This is a genomic window from Winogradskyella sp., from assembly GCF_016744625.1.
Classification (GTDB): Bacteria; Bacteroidota; Bacteroidia; order Flavobacteriales; family Flavobacteriaceae; genus Winogradskyella.
In genome coordinates this window covers 1-24,772 of record NZ_JADGDZ010000028.1, presented here as the reverse complement: position 1 = coordinate 24,772, position 24,772 = coordinate 1, and the positions used below count along the sequence as shown (strand labels likewise).

Genomic DNA, 24,772 nt, shown 5'->3' with positions numbered 1-24,772 from the left:
GGACCGTCTCGAAAGAATTGATGTGGAATTTTCTGGAACTAGAGACCTGGTTTCCGCCATCACTAAAATTGGTAAAAATGAAAAAAATTGGTGGAATTGGGGAAAAAAGATGAATCTTAAGCTAGAAATAAACTATATAGTTAAAATACCAATTACTAATAATGTAGAGCTTGGTAACGACTATGGTTCTATCAATTTAGATAAGCTTGAAGGTACTGCAATAATAGTTTGTGACTATGGAAAAATAACTACCAAAGAACTCATGGCAGATAACAACGATATTAGATTTGATTATAGTAATAACTGTTATTTTGAATATATTAAGAGTGGTACGATTAGAGCTGACTATAGTGGTTTTACTATCGCAAAAGCTGAGAACTTAACTCTAAGAGCTGATTATTCAAAATCAATTATTGAAGCCGCAGAAAGTGTAGATTACATCTGTGATTATGGCTCATTAAAAATTGATAATATTAATAATTTTCAAGGTAAAGGAGATTACTTATCCTTACGATTAGGTAATGTCTTTAGAAATGTAAATGTTAAAACAAATTACGGTTCATTAAAAATTGAGCGAATCGCTTCTAAAGCTAAAAACATAAATATTAATTCGGACTTTACTGGTATAACAATTGGATATGATGCTGGCTACAATTTTGATTTTGATATTGATTTAGATTATGCCTCATTACGAGAATCTGATGGCTTCAACTTTACGAATAAAGAGATAAATCATACTGAGAAAAAATATAATGGCTATCATGGTTCTCAGAATTCAGGTAATCTAGTAAAGATAAACTCTGAATATGGTAGTGTTAGCTTTAAAAAGCTATAAGATAAGTTCTCGATACAATTTCGATAAAAAATCAACCAATTAAAAAACAGAAATATGAAAGTATTAAAATCAATTACAGTATTAGTTTTTCTTCTAAGCACTACCCTTTCTTGTGCACAATGGGGAAATGGCAAAAAAATTAAGGGTGATAACAACATCACAACGACAACAAGGTCTACAGGTTCTTACGATGGTTTAAAAGCTGCAGGACCAATGGACTTTAAATTAGTACAAGGTAACGAAGGTGAAATTTCTATTAAAGGAGATGCTAACCTTATGGAATACATCGTTACTGAAGTAAAAAGCAATAAACTTGTTGTTAAAGTAAAAGATGGTTATAATTTAAAGCCTAGCCAAACAATTGTAGTGACTGTACCTTACGAATCTATTAGCTCAGTTTCATTAGCTGGCTCTGGTGATATAAAAAATACTGGCACTATAAATACTGACGATTTTAAAGTGTCTTTAGCAGGTTCTGGAGACATCAATTTAAACGTATCTGCCAAAAACGTAGAAAGTGCTATTGCTGGCTCTGGAGATATTGAATTAAGAGGTTCTACAAAAAATTTAACTACAAAGATTGCTGGTTCTGGTGATTTTGAAGGCAAAGCCTTAGAAAGCATAAACGTTACGGCAAAAATTACTGGTTCTGGTTCTGCAGACGTCGTTTGTAATGGGGAACTTAAAGCAAGAATTACTGGCTCTGGAGATGTAAAATACTCTGGAAAACCAACAAATAAAGATACTAAGATTACAGGTTCTGGTAGTGTGAGTAACTAAAATTTATAATCAACCAAAAATTGAAAAAGGACTGGCTTTGCTGGTTCTTTTTTATGATCTAGTTACGACCAAATCTTATTTTATTTCTATAAAGAATCTCTATTAAGGTATCATTCTTTTTGTAAACTCTACCATCAAAATCAATTCTCCCTTTATCAAACCTAAGAGTGTATAACTTCTTATTTTTATAATAAAAATCCGAAACCATATAAATATTGCCTTCAACAATTCTATTTTCAATAGAAGGTTCTAGTTTTGAAATATATTCTTTTACAAGGTCAATTGAATCTTTATTACTTATTTCATAAGCTTCAAGGTCTCTAATAGATTCTTCAGTAATTTTAACTGGATATAATATACCTAATCCAATACTGCGGATAGAAATTCTATCAATTCTATCTTCTTTAATATTTGAAGAACATCCAAAAAGCAATATAGTCAATATTAAAACTATTATCTTCTTCATTTTTTCCTACTTAGTTCCAGCCTCAAAATCAACCTTCCATTTCGACCAATCATCTAAGAAGTAATTAAGAATTACTGGATTATCTAACGTATTGAGTTTGGTCTCTGCTATAGTAATATCTTGAGGAAAGATAAAAGACTGTTCTATTTGGTTTGGATTTAAATATTTTAAATCTTTAGGCAAAGACTTCATATTAATTGCTTCATCATTACTGAGATTCCTCGCAATGATAAATCCCCAATCTCCAAATGAAGGAATATAGGTGTGGTAAGGTTCTACGTTTTCAAATACAGATTCTAGCGTATTGTTTATGCAACTAAAAACAGTGTTAGAAAAGTATATTTCACCAGATTGAGTTACAAAAACACCATCTTTCTTTAAATTACGTTTTACCATCAAAAAGAACTGTTTACTATATAGTCTTGCAATGGCTTGGTTCGTAGGATCTGGTAAATCTGCTATAATAATATCGTACTGCTCGTTGTTATTAAATAGAAACGTAAAGGCATCTTCTGGAATAAGATTAACACGATCATTAATAGCTGCATCCTCGTTAATTGCCTTTAAATATTGATTTTGTTTTGCCAAATAAAACATAGTACTATCTATATCTACGACATCTATTTGTTGTACAGACTTATGCTTTAGTACTTCTCTACTTGCTAAATTCTCACCACCACCTAAAATTAAAACACGCTTAGGATTAGGATGCATGCTCAATGGCACATGCACCAAGGATTCGTGATAACGATGTTCATCTGCTGAAGAAAACTGTATCACTCTATTGAGATACAATCTTACATCACCACTATTCTTAGTCATTACAATTTTTTGATATGGTGTTTGCTCATTCAGTACAATTGGTCGTTTGTAGATTTTCTGATCCCAAACCTTCAATAATTTCCCACCAAAAAGTACTAATACCAGTAATGCTGCAATGGCTAAAAAGCCATAGATACTATTCTTTTTTTTGTCTTTTAACAACGTAAAATTTAACGATATCCCTAAAACTATATTAACGATTCCAAATATTAATGAGGAATAATACAACCCAACAAAAGGTAATATTATAAACGGAAAAATGAGCGTAGCGATTAAACCACCTATATAGTCCAATGATAAAATATTAGAGAGATTGTTTTTTATATTACCTTCTTCTAAGGCAAAGGTTAAAAGTGGAACTTCCATTCCTGTTAGCAACCCAATTACAAAAATTACAGCCAAACAACTTATCTGCAAAACCGTAGGAGATACGTACACAAAAAGCATGTACAATAACGGAACTGAAATTCCTCCAATAAATCCTAAGAGATATTCTACATTAATGAAAAACGTTAGAGGTTTATGCTTTAAAAATTTGGACAAAAATGCTCCAATACCCATTGAAAACAAATAAACACCGATGATGATTGAAAACTGTCTTACACCATCACCTAAGAAGTAAGTTGCAGTTGTGCTGATAAGTAATTCGTAGATGATAGAACATAAACCAGCAATAAATACAGCAAATGGAATTAAGGCTTTTTTTTTCATTAAAATTTAACTATGTTTGAAGTATATAACTGGTCAAAGATGAATAAAAAAATTATAACAGGTCTCGCTTTAACTAAAAAAATAACTTTAACAGCTACTGTTGCTGCTGTCTTAGCGCTTCAAAGTTGTGCTGGTGAAGATGTAGGTCCTAGAATTAAAGATGCTAAGCAAGAAACTGTATATGAATCTACTCAAGGTGTAGTTACTGAAGTAGAAGAAATTGAACCAGGAGAAGACTACAAAATTATTGACGAACGCATCATTGATGATAAAGAAAAGTCCATTGCAATTGTACACACACTAGAAGGCACAGTTGACACCTTATCATTAAAAAAATTAAAGGACGATAATTCTTCTTACCGTCACTCTGGCTTAAGAGGTATTTTATATTATTCTTTAGCAGCTTCTTATTTTAATAGAAGTCTAAGAAACGTAACTCCAAACCAAAGTAACTACAAAAATGCATCGGCTTATAACAAGTCTACAGGTTTAAAAAATAATTTAAGAAGTTCGGCTACATCTCGTAGAGTAAATGTACCAGGAGCATCATCTAGAGGATATGGCAGCGGAAAGTCGTTTAGATCATTTGGAGGATAGTCGTTTTAAGGAAATTAAACGCCTAAAAAAGAAACACGTTCCACATCGTTTACATTGGTATTTAGAAGAAGACTATTTTTCTGAAGAACTACTTGGTATTTACCGTTCTGAAGTTGAACAACTACGTCGTATTTCTGATGAAGCTTTCTATTTATTTCAGCGTGCTACTGACAAAATCATAAAGGAAAATAAATTAGGTGATTTAGGTATTCCGCTTTCATTTCAAAAATGTATCGAACATACTTGGAATAATAAAACCAAACATCCTTTTCTTTACGGACGTTTTGATATTAATGGAGGCCTAAAATCTGATTATGGAAGAATTATTGAATTCAATGCAGATACATGCAGCACAATTCCTGAAACCTTATTATGGCAACCTTTACAGCTAGAACAATTAAAAGGAAACCCACAAAGTTTTAATACACTTGAATACGATATTACTTCAATATTATCTGGATTAAAACCCTTGATAGGAAAAGAACAACCCGTATTTTTAGGAACTTCTTTTGGTTATATCGAAGATGTAGAGAATGTTAACTGTATTATAGATATTGCATACGAAGCTGGCTTTAAACCTTTATACACCAATCTTGAAAATCTTATCTTTTCTGATGAAGGTGTTTTTCATCAAATAGGCGACGAATATGAAGAGATTGACGTGCTGTTTAAAATGGTGCCTTGGGATTGGATGTTTAATGACGAGCCAGAATTAGCAAAAACTCTGTCTGATTTAATTATAAATGAAAAGGTTGTAGTTTTAAATCCACCTTACACAGCCATTTGGCAGAATAAAAAGTTCTTAGCTTATATCACTCAAAACTTTCCAAATAATATTCTAGCCGAAACGTATTTACAACAAGAATCTCACTTAGGTGAATATGTAAAAAAACCTGTCTATGGCAGACTGGGTGAAAACATTGCAATACAGACTAACACAAAAGCAAGGGAAGAATCTAAAGGCGATTTTGGTAATCAGGATATGATATACCAGAAGTATTATCCTTTAAACAAGGATATGGAAAGTTACTACTACCAAATTGGTATGTTCTATACCAATAGAGCATCAGCAATAAATTTAAGAGCGCAAGAGTCACAGATTATTACAGACGATTGCGAGTTTATGTCACATTTTATTATTTGAAACTTCGTCAATTCGAGTGCATTTGACGATTCTAAAATTCGTGAAATTAGTATCGAAAATAAGAAGTTTATCTCTATTACAAATGAAAAGTTCTCGATACGATTTTTAATAAAAAATCACTCGAACTCTCGTATAATAAATAATTGAGTTTTTGTTAAATAAGATCAGGCGAAATAATAGAAATAGCCTCTCCCCTTTCAATCTGCTTAATAACAACCTTATCAGAGCCAAAAGATTTCATTAACAATTCTTGAATCTTCTTAGCATCAAAAGGTTTACAAGAAAAAATATCTACAGCAGCGAACTGATGTTCTGGCCAAGTATGGATACTCACATGACTTTCTTCTAATAAAATAAATCCTGTTACACCAATTGGTTCAAATTGTTTGAAGGACTCATTAACTTTAGACAGTTGTAGTTCTTCTACAATAGCATTTAAAACGGTTTGTACAGTGGGAACGAAAGAAATTGAATCAGCATTACAATTATAAACATCCCATGTAATGTGAGTACCTAGTGAGTTTTTCAAAATGGATAGATTCGGTTATAAATTACTCTTCTTCTGCAGAATAATCACTGTATGCACTTTGCATCATATCCATAAATTCTCTCGGATCGTATACTTTAACTAAGCTTGTGTAAGATTCATCTGCATCAACTTCAACCATTTCAGGTAAAGATTCTCTTGGCCCATAATCCCAAGTTACTTTATTAATAACATCTGTAATAACATCATAATTTCCTTCCATAGGAAAACCTAAAAATGTAACTTCTTTCTTAGAAATAGTAGATGAAAAATTATCTGAAAACATTTCCGGTCCATAATACTCATCTGATACCAAATACTCTGACAAAGATGCGTTTATCATATAAACCGATTCTGTGAAGTTATACTTTATAATACTATCATTTTCTAAGGTTAATTGATGTTCTCCTTTTCCCATCTCTACCCAAACAACTTCTTTTGGTGGTACGATAACTCTAAGTGTATCTACCACAATTTCTACAGAGAATTTTGTTGGGTTATCAATGGCTAAATCGACATTATCACTACAAGACGTGAATAATACTGCCGATAAAATTGAAAGTATAAAAAGCTTTTTCATGTGTTTATATTTATTACTTTTATGTCGTCGCATGCTGTTCGCTATTAATCATTTCCTTGTATGATAATATTTTGAACATGCTCGTTTCATGTGAACATATTTAGATATATGCAATATAAGAATATTTGTTAATTATAGAATTAATTCACACAAGAATCTAGAAATAATAAGCGCTCCTATAAAAATTGAAAAATGTTTAATTAATCAAAAACAATATTTACATATTATCTTTTTCCTGATTTAATTTGGGCACTCTAAAGAGCAGAATTATTCCTGATATAAAAAAGATAACAAGAAACAAAATAGCATTACGCATGCTACCTGTAACTTGGTCTATAGTTGCAAAAATCACCATACCTATTACAATTCCTATTTTTTCAGCTACGTCATAAAAACTAAAATAAGAGGTAGTGTCTTCCGTTTCTGGCAAAAACTTAGAGTAAGTTGAACGTGCTAAAGATTGCACTCCTCCCATTACTAAACCAACCAATGAAGCCGCAATATAAAATTGCATTGGTGTCTCCATAAAATAGGCATAGAAACACAATGCCATCCAAATAAAGTTGACAACTATAAGTGTTTTAATATTTCCAAACTTTGAGGATGCTCTAGAAGTTAAAACAGCACCAACAATAGCAACCAACTGAATAACTAAAATACTAACAATTAAGCCTTGGGTTTTAGCATCAGAACTTCCCCAAGCAATTTCCTCTTCTCCAAAATAAACAGCAACTAACATAATAGTCTGCACTGCCATACTAAATACAAAAAACGCAACCAAATAGCGTTTTAGTCTTAAATTTTGCTTTAATTCAATCCAAACTTGTTTTAATTCTTTTAGTCCATTAAACACCACTGCTTTTGTAACTTTATGACCTTTAGAAGCACCTTTTGGAAGGATATAAAATGTATATTGACTAAAGAGGATCCACCATAAACCAACAGTGATAAACGACACTTTCATCGCATCAATTGATGCAGAATCTTTGGCATTTTGTAATGCTTCTGCAATTTCTACTTCTGTACCATTTACCATAATGGTTTGAGAAATGCTGGTATCAAAACCAAACCAATCTGGTTTCATTACCATGGTGAGATTAATTAATAACAAAATAACACTCCCCAAGTAACCCATAGAAAATCCTTTTGCACTAATGCTATCTTGTTGTTTGGGATGAGCAATATCTGGTAAGTAAGAATTATAGAATACTAAACTTCCCCAATACCCAATTAATCCCATAAAATAGAACAAAAGACTTAAATGAATTTGTTCAAGACTAAACCAATACAGTCCAATACAACCAGCTCCACCAACATAACAAAAGAACTTCATAAAATTCTTTTTGTTACCTACATAATCTGCTATACCAGAAAGAATAGGTGATGTAAATGCAACTACCAAAAACGTAAAGGCAGTCACATAAGTAATTAGTGCGGTACTTTTAAAAACCATTCCAAAAGCCGAAACCATTTTTTCTGTTTGTGATATAAATAGTGCCGAATAAAATATTGGAAAGATTGATGAGGCTATTGTTAAGGTATAGACGGAATTTGCCCAATCATAAAACGCCCAAGCATTAAGAAGCTTTTTGCTTCCTTTTTTTAATTCATTCATAGTATAGAAATAAAAAAGCTGCTCGTATTGAGCAGCTTCTAAAATAATCAAATATTATGACTTGAATCTTAATTTATAGGTCTAAATGAATTTACACCATATTTCTTAGCTTCGGCTTTAGCCTTTACGGATAATGATCTTAAATTCTGAATTCTAGAATCATTACTTGGATGCGTGCTTAAAAATTCTGGTGGTGCTTGTCCTCCACTATTAGCTTTCATACGTTCCCATAACACTGAGGCTTCATCTGGATTGTATCCTGCAATTGCCATTAAATAGATACCTATTTTATCAGCTTCGGTTTCGTGACCTCTACTAAAAGGAAGCATTCCTGCAACATTTGATACAATACCATAAGATTGGTTAAATATACCTAGAGCTTGTTGATCCTTAGCTAAAGCAACGTTACCAGCTACAGCTAAACCTTGCTGAATATATGCCGCACTCATACGTTGTTGTCCATGATTTGCAAGTGCGTGTGCAACTTCATGTCCCATAATCGCAGCTACACCTGTTTCGTTCTGTGCAATTGGAAGAATACCTGTATAAAATGCAATTTTTCCTCCTGGCATACACCAAGCATTGACTTGCTCAGATTCTATAAGTGTGTATTCCCATTTATAATCATCTAAATAACCTTGAAAACCATTTGCATTTAAATAACGTTCAGCAGCTACAGCAATACGTTGACCAACACGAGTAATCATATCCGCATCAGACGTACCTGTTATAACTTTATTTTCTGTAAGCACTTGGTTGTATTGTGCAAAGGCAGATGGAAATAACTGATCGTTACCTACAAAAGCCAATGTTTTTTTTCCTGTAAATGGATTCGTAGCACAAGAAAGTACTACTGCGACAATTCCAAGGCTAAATATTACTTTTTTCAATTTCATAGCTAATGGTTTTATTATAATTACTAAAATACAAAAATCAATTCATACTATTTGACCCATAATTTATCAATTAGTCACTTTATTATTTACTTATAATATGAAGCTCTGAAAAATTCTTATCTACTACAAAAGAACTTGTTCCATTAGACTTTAATTGTTTTAAAGAAATAGTCTCGTTATCTAACTGAATTTCACCAATTTCGAACGGTAAACCATGAATTTGAACCTTAAACGTATCATAAGGAGTAATAAATTTACCTTCTTTATGTTGGTTAATAATTAGCTCATTGGTTCTACCTGTTAAATGGAATGTTCTTAAACTAAAACGGCCTTTAGTATAATCAAAACCGTCATTGGCATCACTAAACAATTCACTTTTCTCTTTACCTTTCTTATAATAAACATCTAAAGTAATTTCCTTTATTTCTTTCTCACCAACATATTGTTGAATTGGATATTTAGGAATAACAGCTCCTTCTTTTACAAAAATTGGCATGCTATCTATATCTGCATCAACCCACATCTCCTTGCCTCCTTTTACGATTTCGTCAGTCCAGAAATTATACCAATTTCCTTTAGGCACATACATACGTCTGCCTTTTGCATTAGACTCTAAAACTGGACAAGCCAGAATTTGTTCACCAAAAATAAACTCATCAGTTCTATAATGTGTTTGCACATCATCCTGATCATACAATACCAAAGATTTTAGTAATGGTGTGGCATGATCTACATAGTTCCAAAATGCTGTATATAAATACGGTAATAACTGGTAACGGATTTCTATAAACTTTCTTACAATATCTGTAACATCTTCATCGAAAGCCCAAGGTTCTTGGTCACCATGATCTCCAGAAGAATGCACTCTAAAGAATGGGTGAAAAACACCAAGTTGTACCCAACGTGTAAATAATTCACCTTGAGGCTGCTCAGCAAATCCACCGATATCACTACCTGCAAAAGAAAAACCAGACATTGCCATACGTTGTGCCTGAATATTTGCGATCCATAAATGTTCCCAAGTTGCTACATTATCACCTGTCCAAGTGGATGTGTAACGTTGTGTACCAGAATATGCTGAACGTGTAATAACAAATGGTCGTTTTGGATATGAATATTTCTTTAAACCTTGATATGTAGCTCTTGCCATCTGCATACCATAAATATTGTGCGCTTTTCTATGACTACATGGATTTCCATCATAATCATGTCTTACATCGTCTGGAAATGTTTTATTTGGCACCTCCATAACAGCAGGTTCATTCATATCATTCCAAACACCTTTAACTCCAATATCTTCTATTAATTCTTTAAACAAACCAGACCACCAATCTCTAACTTCAGGATTTGTATAATCTGGAAAATAACATTCGCCTGGCCAAACTTTACCTTTCATGTAAGCTCCATCTGCACGTTTGCAGAAATAATCTTTTTCAAGAGCTTCTTTAAAAACAGAATAGTTTTTATCAATCTTAATTCCTGGATCTATAATAGCAACCGTCTTAAAGCCGTCATCTAATAATTCTTTAACCATCCGTTTTGGATCTGGGAAGTAGTCTTTGTTCCAAGTAAAACAACGAAAGCCATCCATATAATCAATGTCTAAATAAATAGCATCACAAGGAATCTTAAGCTTTCTAAATGTCGAAGTAATTTCTTTTACTTTACTCTCTGGATAATAACTCCATTTACATTGGTGAAATCCTAATGCCCAAAGTGGTGGTAAATGGTGTGGTTTCCCTGTTAAATCCGTATAACTCTCTACGACATCATTCATCTTTGGTCCGTAAAAGAAATAATAATTCATCTCACCTCCTTGTGCCCAAAAACTTGTCACATTTCTACGTTCGTGAGCAAAATCAAAAGATGATTTAAACGTATTATCAAAGAAAATTCCATATGCTTTACCATGATGTAAACCTGTGTAAAATGGAATCGCCTTATATATCGGATCTGTATCCTTACCATAAGCATAAGAATCGGTTACCCAATTGTTATAACGCTTCCCTTTTAGGTTAAGATGATTAGGTTTATCACCAAGTCCATAATAACTTTCACCATCATTAGACACTTTACTCATTTTTACAATGTTACCTCCATACTCATAACTTTCTTCCCAGTGAAAGCCACTTTCATCTTGGTTAATGAGTTTTCCATCTTTAGCATCGTAAATAGAAACACTCAAATTAGCTTTAGATATCTCACAACGAAGCTTAGATGTTGTGATTTCATAACATTCTTTTTTTTCTTCAATTTCTAATTTGTTATAACCAATACTAGCATGTTTGGTGATTGCATAAGAAAAATCATTATCAAAGTTACCAACTGTAGTATATCTAAAACGCAGTAAACTATCTCTTACTACTGTTAACTGAAGTATAACATCATTATCTGTTGAAAAATATAAAGTATCAACGTCTTTTTTAAAGTCTATTATTTTGGAAGGAAATAAATTCCCTTTATTTTCTAATTCTGTATTTACAATCATAGATTATTTTTTTGCAAAATTGACCGTAAAAAAACGGAAAAATTTGAACTCCTGAAAGTCTTTAAACTAGTATTTATATGGATTTACCAACTATTACGTTTTCGAATAAATATTTTATCAGTATAATAATTTTCATCGCTTATTTTGGTAATACGATGATTGATTTATTAAGTAAAAATTATAAAAGACCCTTCAGTTTTATCTCAAAAGACTCAGAACTGAAGGGTTAACATTATATATTAGTTTTAATTTTTATTATTTAGAATATTTAAAAACAACCATTCCTAAAGGTGGAATATTAACTTCAATTGAATGATCTCTAAAATGCCAAGCTATAGCATTAGTTGCTTTCATTTTATTCTTGTAAGAACCACTGCCAAAATACTTCTTTAAATCGCTATTAAAAACTTCTTTTAGCTTCCCTTTTCTTGGCATTCCTAATTTATAGTTTTCTTTAGGGACTGGAGTCATATTACATGCAATAATTAAATCATCTTCTGTCTCATTTCCTTTTCTTATGTATGTGAATACAGAATTCTCAGAATCATTATAATCAATCCATTCAAAACCTTCCGCCGAAAATTGCTTCTGGTGCAATGCTGGCTCATTTTTATATAATGTATTTAACCCTTTGATTAATTCTTGTACGCCTTTGTGCGGATCGTATTCTAATAAATGCCAATCGAGGCTTTGCTCAAAATTCCATTCTCCACTCTGACCAAATTCAGCTCCTTGAAACAATAAGTTTGTTCCAGGATGTGTGAACATATAACTATATAACAATCTTAAGTTAGCAAAACGCTGCCACTCGTCTCCTGGCATTCTTCCTAAGATGGATTTTTTACCATAAACCACTTCATCATGACTCAAAGGCAACATAAAGTTCTCAGTAAATGCATAGGTCATTGAGAATGTTAAATCATTCTGATGGTGCTTTCTATAGATTGGTTCTTTTGCAAAATACTGTAACGTATCGTGCATCCAACCCATCATCCATTTCATACCAAAACCTAAACCTCCCATAAAGGTTGGTTTAGATACCATTGGAAATGCTGTAGACTCCTCAGCAATTGTTTGTACATCTGGGAATGATGAATATACTGCTTCATTCATTTCTCTTAAGAATGACATCGCTTCTAAGTTTTCGCGACCACCATACATATTTGGCTCCCATTCACCATCTTCTCTACTATAATCTAAGAATAACATTGAAGCCACTGCATCAACACGTAAACCATCGGCATGGTATTGATCTAACCAAAAAATAGCATTACTAATTAAGAAGGATTTTACTTCATTACGACCATAATTAAAGATTAAACTTTTCCAGTCATTGTGATAGCCTTTTCTTGGATCTGGATGCTCATATAATGCTGTGCCATCAAAGAAACCGAGTCCATGTGCATCTTCAGGAAAATGCGACGGTACCCAATCGAGAATAATCCCAATATCGTTTTGATGTAATTTGTCAACTAAGAGTTTAAATTCTTCAGGATATCCAAAGCGAGATGTTGGTGCAAAATAACCTGTAACTTGATAACCCCAAGAAGGATCATACGGAAACTCCATAACTGGCATTAATTCTACGTGTGTAAAATTCATGTCCTTTATATACTTAACTAATTCATCAGCCATTTCAACATAAGACATAAATCGTCCTTCTTCTATTTGCTTTTTCCAAGAGCCTAAATGGACCTCATAAACAGAATAAGGTGCATCTAAAGCATTGTGCTTTATACGCTTTTCCATCCATTTACTATCTTTCCATTTGTATGGTTCATCCCAAACTATCGAAGCGGTTTTTGGGTTATGCTCCGAACGTCTAGCATAAGGATCTGCTTTTTCAGTTTTTATATCGTTATGACTACTTTGAATCTTGTATTTATATTTGCTTCCCTTTCCTGCGCCAGGAATAAATCCTTCCCAAATTCCACTAGAGTCCCAACGCACATTCAATTTATGTTTACCTTCAACCCAAAAGTTAAAGTCTCCGATTACAGATACGTTTTTAGCACTTGGTGCCCAAACTGCAAAATAAACACCTTCTACTCCATTGATAGTAGTAATGTGTGATCCAAATTTTTCGTACAAGCGATAATGCTTTCCAGATTTAAATAAATTAATATCAAAATCTGTAAAACGACTGTGTGCAATTACTTCTGTCATAAACTAGTTGTTAATAATGTTTGAGATTCCTTTTAAAGGAATCACTGCCCATTTTGGACGTGAATTGAGCTCGTAGCCTAACTCATAAACAGCTTTTTCAAGCATTGCATATTTTAATAAGAAAATGCGTTCTTGATTATAGCCAATATTAAGATTTGCTTCTTGAATCTTAGCTATATAAGTGCCTAAAAAGACACTCTTTAAATATTGATAAAGAACTTCACCAGCTTCAAAAAGTGGATCTTGTTCTTGTTTATATAATTCTATATTATCAAATATTGTTGCGTAAATCGCATAATGAAAAGAACGGAATAAACCAGCTATATCCTTCAATGGTGGCTGTTTTACCTTTCTATCTCTAATAGTACTTTCTGGTTCACCTTCAAAATCTAAAATGTAAAAATCATCATCTTTAACAAGAACTTGCCCTAAATGATAATCTCCATGCACTCTAATACGTTCACCTTTTAATTTCGTCCAATCAAAATCTACAAAACGCTTACGAATGATATTCTTTTTCTCTAGAAATTCATTTGCCAATTCTAGTGCCAAACCATCAAGCTTATGCAAACTATTCTCGATAGTATTTAATCTGTTTTGAAATTGATAAAGTAATCTATTCTTTAACCAAACTGTATAATCACTATTATAATGCGTTGGTGTAAAAGCTGTGTCTTCAAACTCGCTACCTAGTGCAATGTGCATTTCTGCTGTACGTTTTGCTAAAATTTGAATTTTTGTAAAGACGTTCAACCCAACCCAATCAATTATTTGGAGTGGTACATCTCTAATTTCTAATCGACCAAAATCTTCTGTCTTAGGCAATTTTGATATGTCAATTTTTTTGTATTCTAAATTTAAAAATACCTTATGGAATTCAACCAACATATATTCCCATGCGTCACCTTGATTTTCTACCATTTCTTGCATTAAACCAATGGTGATATTGGTGTTTTCGCTATCTTTAATCTGAACACTTCCTAAATAAGCTGGTGTATTTTTAAAGTCCTTTTTTTCAGACAAAAAGCGGCTCATTTCATAATCTGGATTACGATCGGCATAAATACGTCTGAAGAATTTTAGAACATACTTTTCATTGTAAACAATAGACGTATTACTTTGTTCCATTCCCATATAACGCGACGATTCGTATTGGCAATCTCTAAATAATTCACTTTTATGATAGCGTACGCGTGTTTTATCTTTCGGTAAAGCGGTAAGAATACGTTCGAAAACTACTTTTCTAAAGGCTTCAAGATTAATAGCATCAATAATAAACCCTTCTTGACTCTGAATGCTTATTGGTAAAATTCTGTCATCTTGAGCAAAGCTTTCGTCCGAAACAAAAGCTATCGGTAAGAAATAATGCTGATAGAAAGCTTCTGTGTAATTAACTTCTAAAATAAGACCATAATAGACTTCCCCATCCTTTTGGATTCTAAAATATTCGGCTAATTCTATATACTTAAGTTTACTAGCTTTTCCGCCATACCAACGTTGTTTAACGATATAGTTTTCTAGCACGTCTGACAAAAACACTTTTATAAACGCTTCATTTTCTAAAAGTTCCTCCCACTTATCATTAAAGTTATATGGAGATTGAAGTACTGCTGTTTTTGTCTCTTTCGTTGCCATCCTTATTTATTTATCTTAAAGATATGAAAAGGAAGTGTTGGATGCAATTCTACAAAATTCCATTCATCGTGCCAATTATAACTACTTGCAGTTACTAAATCTTCTACTTGCACTCGATGACCAGCATCAATACCTAAATCACTCAGTGGCAGTCGCATATTTGCTTGTTGTGCATAATATTGATCCAAACTAATAATAATTAAAAGCTCATTCGTCTTATCGTCATTCCATTTATAAAATGCTATAAGATTCTCGTTTTGAATCTCACAAAACTTAATATTATTGGTTTGTTGCAAGGCTTCATTTTCATGACGAATAGCATTAATCTTTGAAATTAATAAAGTTAATTTACTTTCCTTAAACCAATCGTAATGACATAACTGAAATTTTTCAGACATATAATATTCTTCCTTTCCTGGAATAGCATCATCAATCATTTGCTCAAAAACAGGGCCGTAAATTCCAATACTAGAACTCATTGTTGCTGCCAAAGCATAACGCTGAAGGTATTTAGATTCGTTCGCTCCTTGCAAATGATATGGATTAATATCTGGTGTATTTGGCCAGAAATTAGGTTGCATAAATTCGCGTTGGTCCTTTTGTGTTAATTCAGTGATATACTCAATAAATTCTTCCTTGGTATTTCTCCATGTAAAATAGGTGTAGGATTGTGTGTAACCTTGTTTTGCAAGTTGCTCCATTACCTTAGGTCTGGTAAATGCTTCAGCCAAGAACAATACGTCTGGATGTTTTTGTTTTACTTCAGCAATCAACCAATTCCAAAAATAATAAGGTTTTGTATGTGGATTATCAACTCTAAAGACATTAATACCACAATCAACCCAATAGAGCATAGTTTCTAAACACTCCTTCCAAAGGCTTTTATAATCTTTACTCTCCCAATAAATAGGAAGTATATCTTGGTATTTTTTTGGTGGATTCTCAGCATACTGAACCGTTCCGTCGGGTCTCCACTTAAACCAATCTGGATGTGACTCTACCCATGGATGATCTGGTGCAGCTTGCAAGGCATAATCCATTGCAACTTCAATATTGAGCTCTTTTGCTTTTTTAATTAATTGTTTGAAATCTTCAACTGAGCCTAATTCTGGATGTAAATCTTTATGTCCACCATGTTGAGAACCAATTCCCCAAGCAGAACCTACATCACCTTCTTTAGCCTCAGTGGTGTTATTTTTTCCTTTTCTATTAACTTCTCCAATTGGATGAACTGGCGGGAAATATAAGGTATCAAAACCCATTTGTGCTACTCTTGGCAACAAACGCTCACAGTCTTTAAAGGTTCCGTGTTGTCCATTAGTTTCTGAAGTTGAACGAGGAAAGAACTCATACCAAGTACTAAACCTTGCTTTCTTTCTATCAACGTAAACTTGTAGTTCTTTAGATTCGTTAGATAAATGTTTTTTAGGATACTTCACAAAAACCTTGTGAAGCTCAAAACTCATGGCTTCTTTTATAGCTTCGTCATATTTACTTTCATCATTAAAGCAATCTATGCAATAGTTCAAATAATCTTTTTCTTCTTTAGTACCTTTTTTAAGTAAAGGTTCTAAATAAGTCACTCCTTCTAATAATTCTGATTTTACGTGTTGGTTATCATCAATCTTACGCTCAATGCCATGTTGCCAATTAAGTGCATAATCAACCCAACCTTGAACTTTATATGTATAAAAACCTTGTTTTTCGACTATGAATGAGGCTTTCCATTCATCGTTACCAACGTCGAACATTCTGGCTTCATTCCATTTTTTAGCTTTTTCGTGCTTAAACAAAACCGAAGCTGCAATAACATCATGTCCATCTACTAACACATGGGCATCTACATTTACAATTTCATTTACAATTCGTTTTATAAAAAATTCTCCGCTATTAATTTGTGGTTTAACGGCATCAATAACTACTCGTCTTTGGTTTTGCATAGTAATGGTTGATTGTTATTTACGCTGCGAAATTAACATACATTATCGATATTTAAAAGACAATATATTTGAAAAAGATACTACAACGTTTGAATTGGATAACTATTTAAAAAAACAAATTCGCTACTGAATTATTGTACCTGAAGGAATATGAGTATCCTTCTTTACAACCACAATTCCGTCTTTTATAAGATAACTGTCGGTTTCTTTGTCTTTAAGGTTTTCTCCTCCATTAATTCTAACATCATCACCAATTCTACAGTTTTTATCTAGAATGGCATTCTTAATAAAACAACGCTCTCCAATTCCCATAAATGTATTTACTTTTTTTGCCTGAACATCCTCTAAAGATTCATAGTGGTCGTTGCCCATCATATAACACTTAATTACCGTAGATTCTGCTCCAATTCTTGAACGAATTCCTATTACAGAACGTTCAATCTTTGCTGCATGAATCAAACAACCATCTGCAATGACTGTTTTATCTAGTAAAGTTCCAGAGATTTTAGATGTAGGTAATATCCTCGCATTAGTATATACACGTTGATCATTATCGTATAAATTGAATTCTGGGATATTATCTGTTAATCCTAAATTAGCTTCAAAAAAAGAATCTATATTTCCAATATCTGTCCAATACCCTTCGTATTGATAGCTTAAAGTCTTATGTTTTTCTATAGCGCCAGGAATAATTTCCTTTCCAAAATCTACAGTACCTTCTTTTGCCATTAACTTTACCAATAAGTCTTTATTGAAAATATAAATACCCATTGATGCTAAATAATGTCTTCCGCTATTATTCATTTCGTCGCTAACATTAGATGTCCAATCTGGTAACAATGATGCGTCTGGTTTCTCAATAAAAGATTCTATAACATTATTCTCATCAGTTTTTAAAATACCAAATGATGTAGCATCTTTTGCATTAACAGGATAAGTTGCAATAGAAATTTCCGCTCCACTTTCTTCATGAGCTGTTATCATTTCATTAAAGTCCATTTGGTACAACTGATCACCAGATAGTATTAAAGCATATTCAAAATCGTGAGCCAAAAAGTGATGCATACTCTGCCTTACAGCATCAGCAGTTCCTTGAAACCACTCACCACTATGAATTGTTTGTTCAGCTGCCAAAACATCAACAAAAGCAGAACTAAAAAAACTAAAATGATACGTGTTTTTTATGTGCTTATTTAAAGAAGCCGAATTAAATTGAGTTAAAACAAACATCCTCTTAATATCTGAATTAATACAATTTGAAATTGGAATATCTACTAATCGATATTTTCCTGCAATTGGAACGGCTGGTTTAGATCTGTTTTCTGTTAAAGGATACAATCTAGATCCTTGACCTCCACCTAAAATAATACTCAAGACTTTACTGTTAATCATTTCTTATCTATTAAAGATTTATATATAGCTTCTGTTTGTTTTGCAATGGCTTCCCAATCAAAAAATTCTTCAACACGAGTTCTGCCATTTTTTGCCATTTTAAGTTGCAATTCTTTATTATCAATTACTTTATTGACACCTTCAGCTAAATCCCTAGAAAACTGATCGGGATTTACAGGTTCGAAAGGTGCTGATTTTTGTTGTTCTAAGTTAATTAGTAAGCCTGTTTCTCCTTCAACAACAACTTCTTTTATACCTCCAACTGCACTTGCCACAACAGCAGTTTCGCATGCCATAGCTTCAATATTAATAATTCCGAAAGGTTCGTAAATAGAAGGACAACAAAATACATCTGCATGAGAATAAAGTTGAATGATATCTTTTTTGTCGAGCATTTTGTCTATCCAAATAATATTATCTCTTGTCTTAGATGCTTCTTTCACGCTATCTTCCATTTCCATAGCAATTTCAGGTGTATCTGGCGCACCAGCACATAAGATGACTTGTATGTCTTCATCAATATACTTTATTGCATTTACAAGATGAATGATTCCTTTTTGACGTGTAATTCTACCGACAAATAAAACGTAAGACTTGCTTTTATCAATACCATATTCGTCTAAAACAGAAGTTTCACTAACAACGACATATTCTTTTAAATCAATTCCATTATAAACCACTTCTATCTTACTTTCATCAACATCAAAATGCTTAAAAACATCTTCCTTTGTTTCTTCAGAAACGGCAATGAGGACATCAGCCATTTCAATAGCAGCTTTTTCAATCCATGAAGATGCATCATAACCTCTTCCTAACTGTTCTCTTTTCCATGGTCTTAAAGGTTCTAATGAATGTGTTGTTATAACCAAAGGCACACCATAACATAACTTAGCCATAATACCTGCAAAATGAGAATACCATGTATGGCAATGCACTATATCTGCATCAATCTCATCAGAATTCATACTTAAACAGGTACTCAAAGTTTTAAATATTGCTTTTAATTTATCATTGGAATTATCGAACGCTGAGTTTTCAAACGGAAATCCTTTAACGCTCAAACTATTACTTGCAATATCCTGATCACCAAAGGCTCTTACCTCTATTTCCATCAGTTTAGATAGCTCACCAGCTAAATATTCGACATGCACTCCTGCACCTCCGTAAACGTAAGGTGGAAATTCTCTTGTAAAAAATAATGCTTTCATTGAGAGTTATACTGTAAGTTATTAATTTAGTCTTAGACTAATCTTATTCCTTATAATTATTGAGCAATAGGTTTTGAATTTACAATTAAATATTAGACTGCTAAATTATTATGTTAGTTAATTCCTCACTAGTGAATGATTAACAATTAATGAGCATAATTTATCTAAAAACTCAAATTTAAGGCTGATTTATTAAGAAATATAGATTTCGAAATTTAAGATATCGTTAAATATTTATTAGGGTTATATAGAACCATTAACTTTATAAAAATAAAATTATGAAAAACATAGTATTAATTGTCGTCATCAGTTTATTCTTTGGCTGTAATAGTTCAGCACAAAAAAATAAAACGACTGAAAAAGAAGTTTTTCCAGTAACAAAGACAGAAACAGAATGGAAAGAGCAACTTACAGAAAAACAATATCTGGTATTAAGAAAAGCAGATACAGAACGTCCATTTTCTAGTGCCTTAAACAAAAACTATAAAAAAGGTATATATTATTGTGCTGCCTGCGACACACCATTATTTAAAAGTGAACACAAATTTGATTCTGGTACTGGCTGGCCAAGTTTTGACAGAGAAATTGACGGGAATGTCACTTATGGCTCTGACAACGATTTAGGCTACAGTAGAGATGAAGAGCACTGTGCTACTTGTGGTGGTCATTTAGGCCATGTATTTAATGATGGACCAAGAGAAACGACAGGCAAACGTCATTGTATTAATGGTGTGGCTTTAAAGTTTGTTCCTGAAGGATAAAACTAAAACCTTAATAGACATTTTGCTTTTGCAATACGTCCTTAAAATTTATTAATAGCGATATAACATCTAACTATAGCAAATCATAGTTTTTTAGATGTTGTATCGCTAATTTTATATCATTAAATTAAATCTTATGGATCTGTCATACCTAACCAGTTCAATTAAACAATTTGAATACTACAAAAGTCTTGGTGATAAAACCATGGCACAACTTTCGTTTAAAGAACTTAAAAAAGAGTTTGCAGAAGATTCTAATTCTATTAGTATTATTGTTAAGCATATTGTTGGCAACATGCTGAGTCGTTGGACTAACTTTTTAACAGAAGATGGCGAAAAAGAATGGCGCAAACGTGATGAAGAATTTGAAGATACTTTTACTTCTAAAAATGATTTACTTAATGCATGGAATAAAGGTTGGGATTGTTTATTTGAAGCCATTAAACCATTATCTAAAAATGATTTGAACCAAATTATCTACATAAGAAATCAAGGTCATACTGTTATTGAGGCTATGAATAGACAGATGATGCACTACGCTTATCATATTGGACAAATTGTGTTTTTAGGGAAATTAATAAAAGGTTCCGATTGGAATTCCCTTTCTATTGCAAAAGGACAATCAAAAGTTTACAACAAAGATAAATTTGAAAAAGATAAAGGTCGAAGACATTTTACCGAAGACCTTTAATATTACGTTTTGGTTTCGTAAATTCGTAGCTTCAAAATTCAACTAAAAAATTGACGCATGAGTAAATACGATATTATAGTTTTAGGAAGTGGTCCAGGTGGCTATGTTACTGCAATTAGAGCATCTCAATTAGGATTTAAAACTGCTATTGTAGAAAAAGAAAGTCTTGGTGGTGTATGTTTAAATTGGGGTTGTATTCCGACAAAAGCACTTTTAAAATCTGCTCAGGTCTTCGAATATCTTAAACATGCTGAGGACTATGGTCTAAAAGTAAAAGATGCTGAACACGATTTTGATGCTGTTGTAAAACGTAGTCGTGGTGTTGCTGACGGTATGAGTAATGGTGTAAAATTCTTAATGAAGAAAAATAAAATCGACGTTATTGAAGGTTATGGAAAACTTAAAACTGGAAAGAAAGTAGATGTAGATGGTACTGAGTATTCAGCAGATCATATAATCATAGCAACTGGAGCACGTTCTCGCGAATTACCTAGTTTACCACAAGATGGTAAAAAAGTGATTGGCTACAGACAAGCTATGACTTTAGACAAACAACCTAAGAAAATGATTGTTGTTGGTTCTGGTGCTATTGGTGTAGAATTTGCTTACTTCTATAATTCTATGGGAACTGAAGTTACCATCGTAGAATATCTAGATAAAATTGTTCCTGTTGAAGATGATGACGTTTCTAAACAATTAGAGCGTAGTTTTAAAAAATCTGGAATTAAAATAATGACGTCTGCAGAAGTAACTTCAGTAGATACTTCTGGTAAAGGAGTTAAAGCGACTGTAAAAACTAAAAAAGGAGAAGAAGTTCTTGAAGCTGATATTGTTTTATCTGCTGTAGGTATAAAATCTAACATTGAAAATATAGGATTAGAAGATGTTGGTATTGCTGTAGATAGAGATAAAATCTTAGTTAATGATTACTATCAAACAAACATTCCTGGTTACTACGCTATTGGTGATGTTACACCAGGACAAGCTTTAGCACACGTTGCTTCAGCTGAAGGTATTCTTTGTGTAGAAAAAATTGCAGGTCAACATGTTGAAGCCTTAGACTATGGAAATATTCCTGGATGCACGTATTGTTCACCAGAAATAGCATCTGTTGGTTTAACTGAAACGCAAGCTAAAGAACAAGGTTTAGATGTAAAGATTGGTAAATTTCCATTCTCAGCATCAGGTAAAGCAAGTGCCAGTGGAGCAAAAGATGGTTTCGTAAAAGTAATCTTCGATGCTAAATATGGCGAATGGTTAGGTTGCCATATGATTGGTGCTGGTGTTACAGATATGATTGCTGAAGCTGTTTTAGGCCGTAAATTAGAAACAACAGGACATGAAGTATTAAAAGCAGTACATCCTCATCCAACAATGAGTGAAGCTGTTATGGAAGCTGTTGCAGCTGCTTACGATGAAGTAATTCATCTTTAAAAGTTTAGAGTTATGAGTTTTCTTACTCATTTTTCTATTTCCATTAATGAAACTAAAAAATGCGATTCTTACGAATCGCATTTTTTGTCTTTATTCTTTATTCTCTTCTCTTTGTTCTCAAAGAAAACTCTCAACAGCCAACTCATAACTCTGCAAACCAAAACCCAATATAACACCTTTAGCGTTTGGAGAAATATAGGATTGATGTCTAAAATCTTCCCTAGAAAACGTATTTGAAATATGCACTTCTACCACAGGTGTGGTAATCGCCTTTACAACATCTCCTATACCAACTGAAGTATGTGTATAGGCTGCAGCATTCAAAACAATACCATCATAAGAGAAACCAACTTCTTGTATCTTATCAATAAGCTCACCCTCAATATTAGATTGAAAATAATCTATACTAACTTTATCAAATTTAGACTTAATAGAATTTAAGTAATCTTCAAACGTTTCACTTCCATATATCTCAGGTTCACGTTTACCTAGCAGATTAAGATTAGGACCATTAATGATAATAAGTTTCTTCATGAGGTAAATATATTAAAATAAGCGTACAAAAAAACCGAAGCTATTAACTTCGGTTTTTTTTATACATAATGAGTTGGTTTTACTAAAACTTGTAAGTAATACCAAAGTTAATATCAGATAAGTTTAAGTTTAAACCGAAGTTATTTAAAGCTTCAGCACCATCTACATCTGCTTTAGCACTGCTATAAGATAAAGCTCCTACAGACGCTCTTAAAGCGATACAATCTGAAACAAAATAATTTACACCAGGTGTAACAGCAATAGCAAAAGTATTAAACTTAGCTTCTGCACCTCCATTAGGTTCAAATTTAGAATTAGTGTACGATACACCAGCTCCTAAAGTAAAAGAAAATTGGTTAGAAGGAGTAAAGAAATATCTTGCACCCAAACCAGCACCAATATTAGTAGTCTTATCATCATTAGCTGCTTCTGCAGTACCAATTAATAAGTTAAGTTCTAAAGCAATGTTGTCATTAATAAAGTAACCAACCGAAGGTGAAAAGTTAAATGAATTACTTTTAGCATCTGCTTGTTTAGCACTATTAAAACCAACTGATCCACTAACGTAGATATCACCATTAGCAAAACCACCAGTTGTAGTTTCTTCTTGTGCATTAACACTTGTAAATCCGAATACTGCTACTGCAGCCATAAATAATAATTTTTTCATAATTAAGTTTAATTTTTAAATTAATTTGGTCGGCAAATGTAGGTTTTGGGCTACGTTATTCTATATTTAAAATGTTAAAAAAATGTACTGTTTGTCGAAATTATTTAAACCTCAAATTTATGGCAAGACTAAATCTACTACACTCTATAATAAATGACAACAATCAGTTTAAACTTATTTATATTTAAGAATAAAGCATAAAAAAACCGAAGCATTACTTCGGTTTCTAATTGTATTATTCAGGAAATTAAAATCTATAACCTAAACCAATTTGCAGGTAATTAAACTTTGTTTTAATATTAAAGCCTTCAAATCCTTCTAAATCTCCATCTAATCTATCAGATAATCCAAAAGCATATCTAGCGTCTAAAAGGACATTCTCAGTTATATCATAAGACAATCCGAGAGCAATACCAAGTCCTAATCTCTTTAAGCCTTCAGAATCTTCTTCATTTAAAAGATAATCTAATTGAGGCCCTAATAACAGACTAAACTCATTATTTGCTTTGTATTTAAATAAAATAGGTACTAATAGTATTCCTGTACTTTCTTGATCTTGACTATAGCTTGCATAATGCAATTCTGGTTGTAGATTGACTTTTTCTGATATTTCAAATTCTCCAAATGCACCTATATAAAATCCAGAGACATCATCTGACGCTGAAGTACCCTCTACAGAAACTCTAAGAATAGTAGAAGAATAACCTGCCTTTACTCCAAATTTTGGTTCTGATGATGTATCAGAATCGTCTTGTGCATTAACACTAATTAGCGTTAATAAAAAAACAGCAAGTAATGATAAAATGTTTTTCATATTATAAATTTTGTGTTTTAATTTAAATCAAATGTAGTTTTTTGACTTCAATTAAATATTCTTAAAG

General features: G+C 32.5%; 22 protein-coding genes. 7 read left to right on the top strand and 15 right to left on the bottom strand.

Translation table 11 applies throughout. The features are described from left to right. Together QZZ53_RS08000 and QZZ53_RS07995 are read left to right on the top strand one after the other, a co-directional pair. Positions 1 to 835 (top strand): hypothetical protein (locus tag QZZ53_RS08000; protein ID WP_296383380.1); only part of this gene is annotated, 835 nt, incomplete at its 5' end. Positions 836 to 889: 54 nt separating this feature from the next. Then, positions 890 to 1,615 carry a head GIN domain-containing protein gene (locus QZZ53_RS07995; protein WP_296383379.1) on the top strand — a complete coding sequence of 242 codons (726 nt, stop codon included), beginning with the start codon at positions 890 to 892 and terminating at the stop codon, positions 1,613 to 1,615. 58 nt (positions 1,616 to 1,673) lie between these two features. Here QZZ53_RS07995 and QZZ53_RS07990 read toward each other — a convergent pair whose 3' ends face one another. Both QZZ53_RS07990 and QZZ53_RS07985 read right to left on the bottom strand, forming a co-directional pair. Then, a complete protein-coding gene (locus QZZ53_RS07990) occupies positions 1,674 to 2,081 on the bottom strand; it encodes a hypothetical protein (protein WP_296383377.1) in 408 nt (135 codons plus the stop codon). A 6-nt stretch (positions 2,082 to 2,087) separates the two neighbouring features. Then, on the bottom strand, positions 2,088 to 3,614 hold the full coding sequence (locus QZZ53_RS07985; protein ID WP_296383375.1) for a polyamine aminopropyltransferase: 1,527 nt from the start codon (positions 3,612 to 3,614) through the stop codon (positions 2,088 to 2,090). Between the two features lie 39 nt (positions 3,615 to 3,653). Here QZZ53_RS07985 and QZZ53_RS07980 point away from each other — a divergent pair, with 39 nt between their 5' ends. Beyond that, positions 3,654 to 4,211: a hypothetical protein gene (locus QZZ53_RS07980; RefSeq protein WP_296383373.1), complete on the top strand. Its 558-nt coding sequence runs from the start codon at positions 3,654 to 3,656 to the stop codon at positions 4,209 to 4,211. Next, a complete protein-coding gene (locus QZZ53_RS07975) occupies positions 4,174 to 5,355 on the top strand; it encodes a glutathionylspermidine synthase family protein (RefSeq protein WP_296383371.1) in 1,182 nt (393 codons plus the stop codon). The genes QZZ53_RS07980 and QZZ53_RS07975 overlap by 38 nt, the downstream gene beginning before the upstream one ends. Before the next feature lie 154 nt (positions 5,356 to 5,509). Here QZZ53_RS07975 and speD read toward each other — a convergent pair whose 3' ends face one another. The 10 genes from speD to glgA form a co-directional block, all read right to left on the bottom strand. Next, positions 5,510 to 5,884 carry an adenosylmethionine decarboxylase gene (gene speD / locus QZZ53_RS07970; protein WP_296383369.1) on the bottom strand — a complete coding sequence of 125 codons (375 nt, stop codon included), beginning with the start codon at positions 5,882 to 5,884 and terminating at the stop codon, positions 5,510 to 5,512. Between the two features lie 22 nt (positions 5,885 to 5,906). Continuing rightward, positions 5,907 to 6,461: a hypothetical protein gene (locus QZZ53_RS07965; RefSeq protein WP_296383366.1), complete on the bottom strand. Its 555-nt coding sequence runs from the start codon at positions 6,459 to 6,461 to the stop codon at positions 5,907 to 5,909. Positions 6,462 to 6,678: 217 nt separating this feature from the next. After that, complete coding sequence (locus tag QZZ53_RS07960) at positions 6,679 to 8,076, bottom strand: MFS transporter (RefSeq protein WP_296383365.1); 1,398 nt, start codon at positions 8,074 to 8,076, stop codon at positions 6,679 to 6,681. Positions 8,077 to 8,144: 68 nt separating this feature from the next. Then, complete coding sequence (locus QZZ53_RS07955; RefSeq protein WP_296383363.1) at positions 8,145 to 8,972, bottom strand: M48 family metallopeptidase; 828 nt, start codon at positions 8,970 to 8,972, stop codon at positions 8,145 to 8,147. Positions 8,973 to 9,054: 82 nt separating this feature from the next. Beyond that, complete coding sequence (locus QZZ53_RS07950) at positions 9,055 to 11,460, bottom strand: TIM-barrel domain-containing protein (RefSeq protein WP_296383360.1); 2,406 nt, start codon at positions 11,458 to 11,460, stop codon at positions 9,055 to 9,057. Between the two features lie 255 nt (positions 11,461 to 11,715). Then, positions 11,716 to 13,626, bottom strand: a complete 1,911-nt coding sequence (glgB, locus tag QZZ53_RS07945; RefSeq protein WP_296383358.1) for a 1,4-alpha-glucan branching protein GlgB — start codon at positions 13,624 to 13,626, stop codon at positions 11,716 to 11,718. Positions 13,627 to 13,629: 3 nt separating this feature from the next. After that, a complete protein-coding gene (locus tag QZZ53_RS07940) occupies positions 13,630 to 15,261 on the bottom strand; it encodes a trehalose synthase (protein WP_296383356.1) in 1,632 nt (543 codons plus the stop codon). 2 nt (positions 15,262 to 15,263) lie between these two features. After that, positions 15,264 to 17,201: an alpha-1,4-glucan--maltose-1-phosphate maltosyltransferase gene (locus QZZ53_RS07935; protein WP_296383354.1), complete on the bottom strand. Its 1,938-nt coding sequence runs from the start codon at positions 17,199 to 17,201 to the stop codon at positions 15,264 to 15,266. Positions 17,202 to 17,324: 123 nt separating this feature from the next. After that, on the bottom strand, positions 17,325 to 18,593 hold the full coding sequence (locus QZZ53_RS07930) for a glucose-1-phosphate adenylyltransferase (protein WP_296383352.1): 1,269 nt from the start codon (positions 18,591 to 18,593) through the stop codon (positions 17,325 to 17,327). After that, positions 18,590 to 19,801: a glycogen synthase gene (gene glgA / locus QZZ53_RS07925; RefSeq protein WP_296383351.1), complete on the bottom strand. Its 1,212-nt coding sequence runs from the start codon at positions 19,799 to 19,801 to the stop codon at positions 18,590 to 18,592. The genes QZZ53_RS07930 and glgA overlap by 4 nt, the downstream gene beginning before the upstream one ends. A gap of 278 nt (positions 19,802 to 20,079) precedes the next feature. On the opposite strand from glgA, the gene msrB reads away from it, so the two are divergent. The 3 genes from msrB (at position 20,080) to lpdA (ending at position 22,687) form a co-directional block, all read left to right on the top strand. Further along, on the top strand, positions 20,080 to 20,562 hold the full coding sequence (gene msrB, locus QZZ53_RS07920; RefSeq protein WP_296383349.1) for a peptide-methionine (R)-S-oxide reductase MsrB: 483 nt from the start codon (positions 20,080 to 20,082) through the stop codon (positions 20,560 to 20,562). Between the two features lie 136 nt (positions 20,563 to 20,698). Then, a complete protein-coding gene (locus QZZ53_RS07915; RefSeq protein ID WP_296383347.1) occupies positions 20,699 to 21,253 on the top strand; it encodes a DUF1572 family protein in 555 nt (184 codons plus the stop codon). A 57-nt stretch (positions 21,254 to 21,310) separates the two neighbouring features. After that, positions 21,311 to 22,687, top strand: coding sequence for a dihydrolipoyl dehydrogenase (gene lpdA, locus QZZ53_RS07910; protein WP_296383345.1), 1,377 nt, complete (start codon positions 21,311 to 21,313; stop codon positions 22,685 to 22,687). 117 nt (positions 22,688 to 22,804) lie between these two features. Here lpdA and aroQ read toward each other — a convergent pair whose 3' ends face one another. The 3 genes from aroQ to QZZ53_RS07895 form a co-directional block, all read right to left on the bottom strand. Then, positions 22,805 to 23,221 (bottom strand): type II 3-dehydroquinate dehydratase, encoded by a 417-nt coding sequence (gene aroQ, locus QZZ53_RS07905; RefSeq protein ID WP_296383343.1) that lies wholly within the window; start codon positions 23,219 to 23,221, stop codon positions 22,805 to 22,807. Between the two features lie 82 nt (positions 23,222 to 23,303). Further along, entirely contained in the window at positions 23,304 to 23,891 is a 588-nt protein-coding gene (locus tag QZZ53_RS07900) for an OmpW family outer membrane protein (protein ID WP_296383341.1), read from the bottom strand. 247 nt (positions 23,892 to 24,138) lie between these two features. Continuing rightward, the gene (locus QZZ53_RS07895) at positions 24,139 to 24,705 is read right to left on the bottom strand and encodes a porin family protein (RefSeq protein ID WP_296383339.1); all 567 of its coding nucleotides are present in this window, start codon (positions 24,703 to 24,705) and stop codon (positions 24,139 to 24,141) included. Positions 24,706 to 24,772 lie beyond the last annotated feature (67 nt).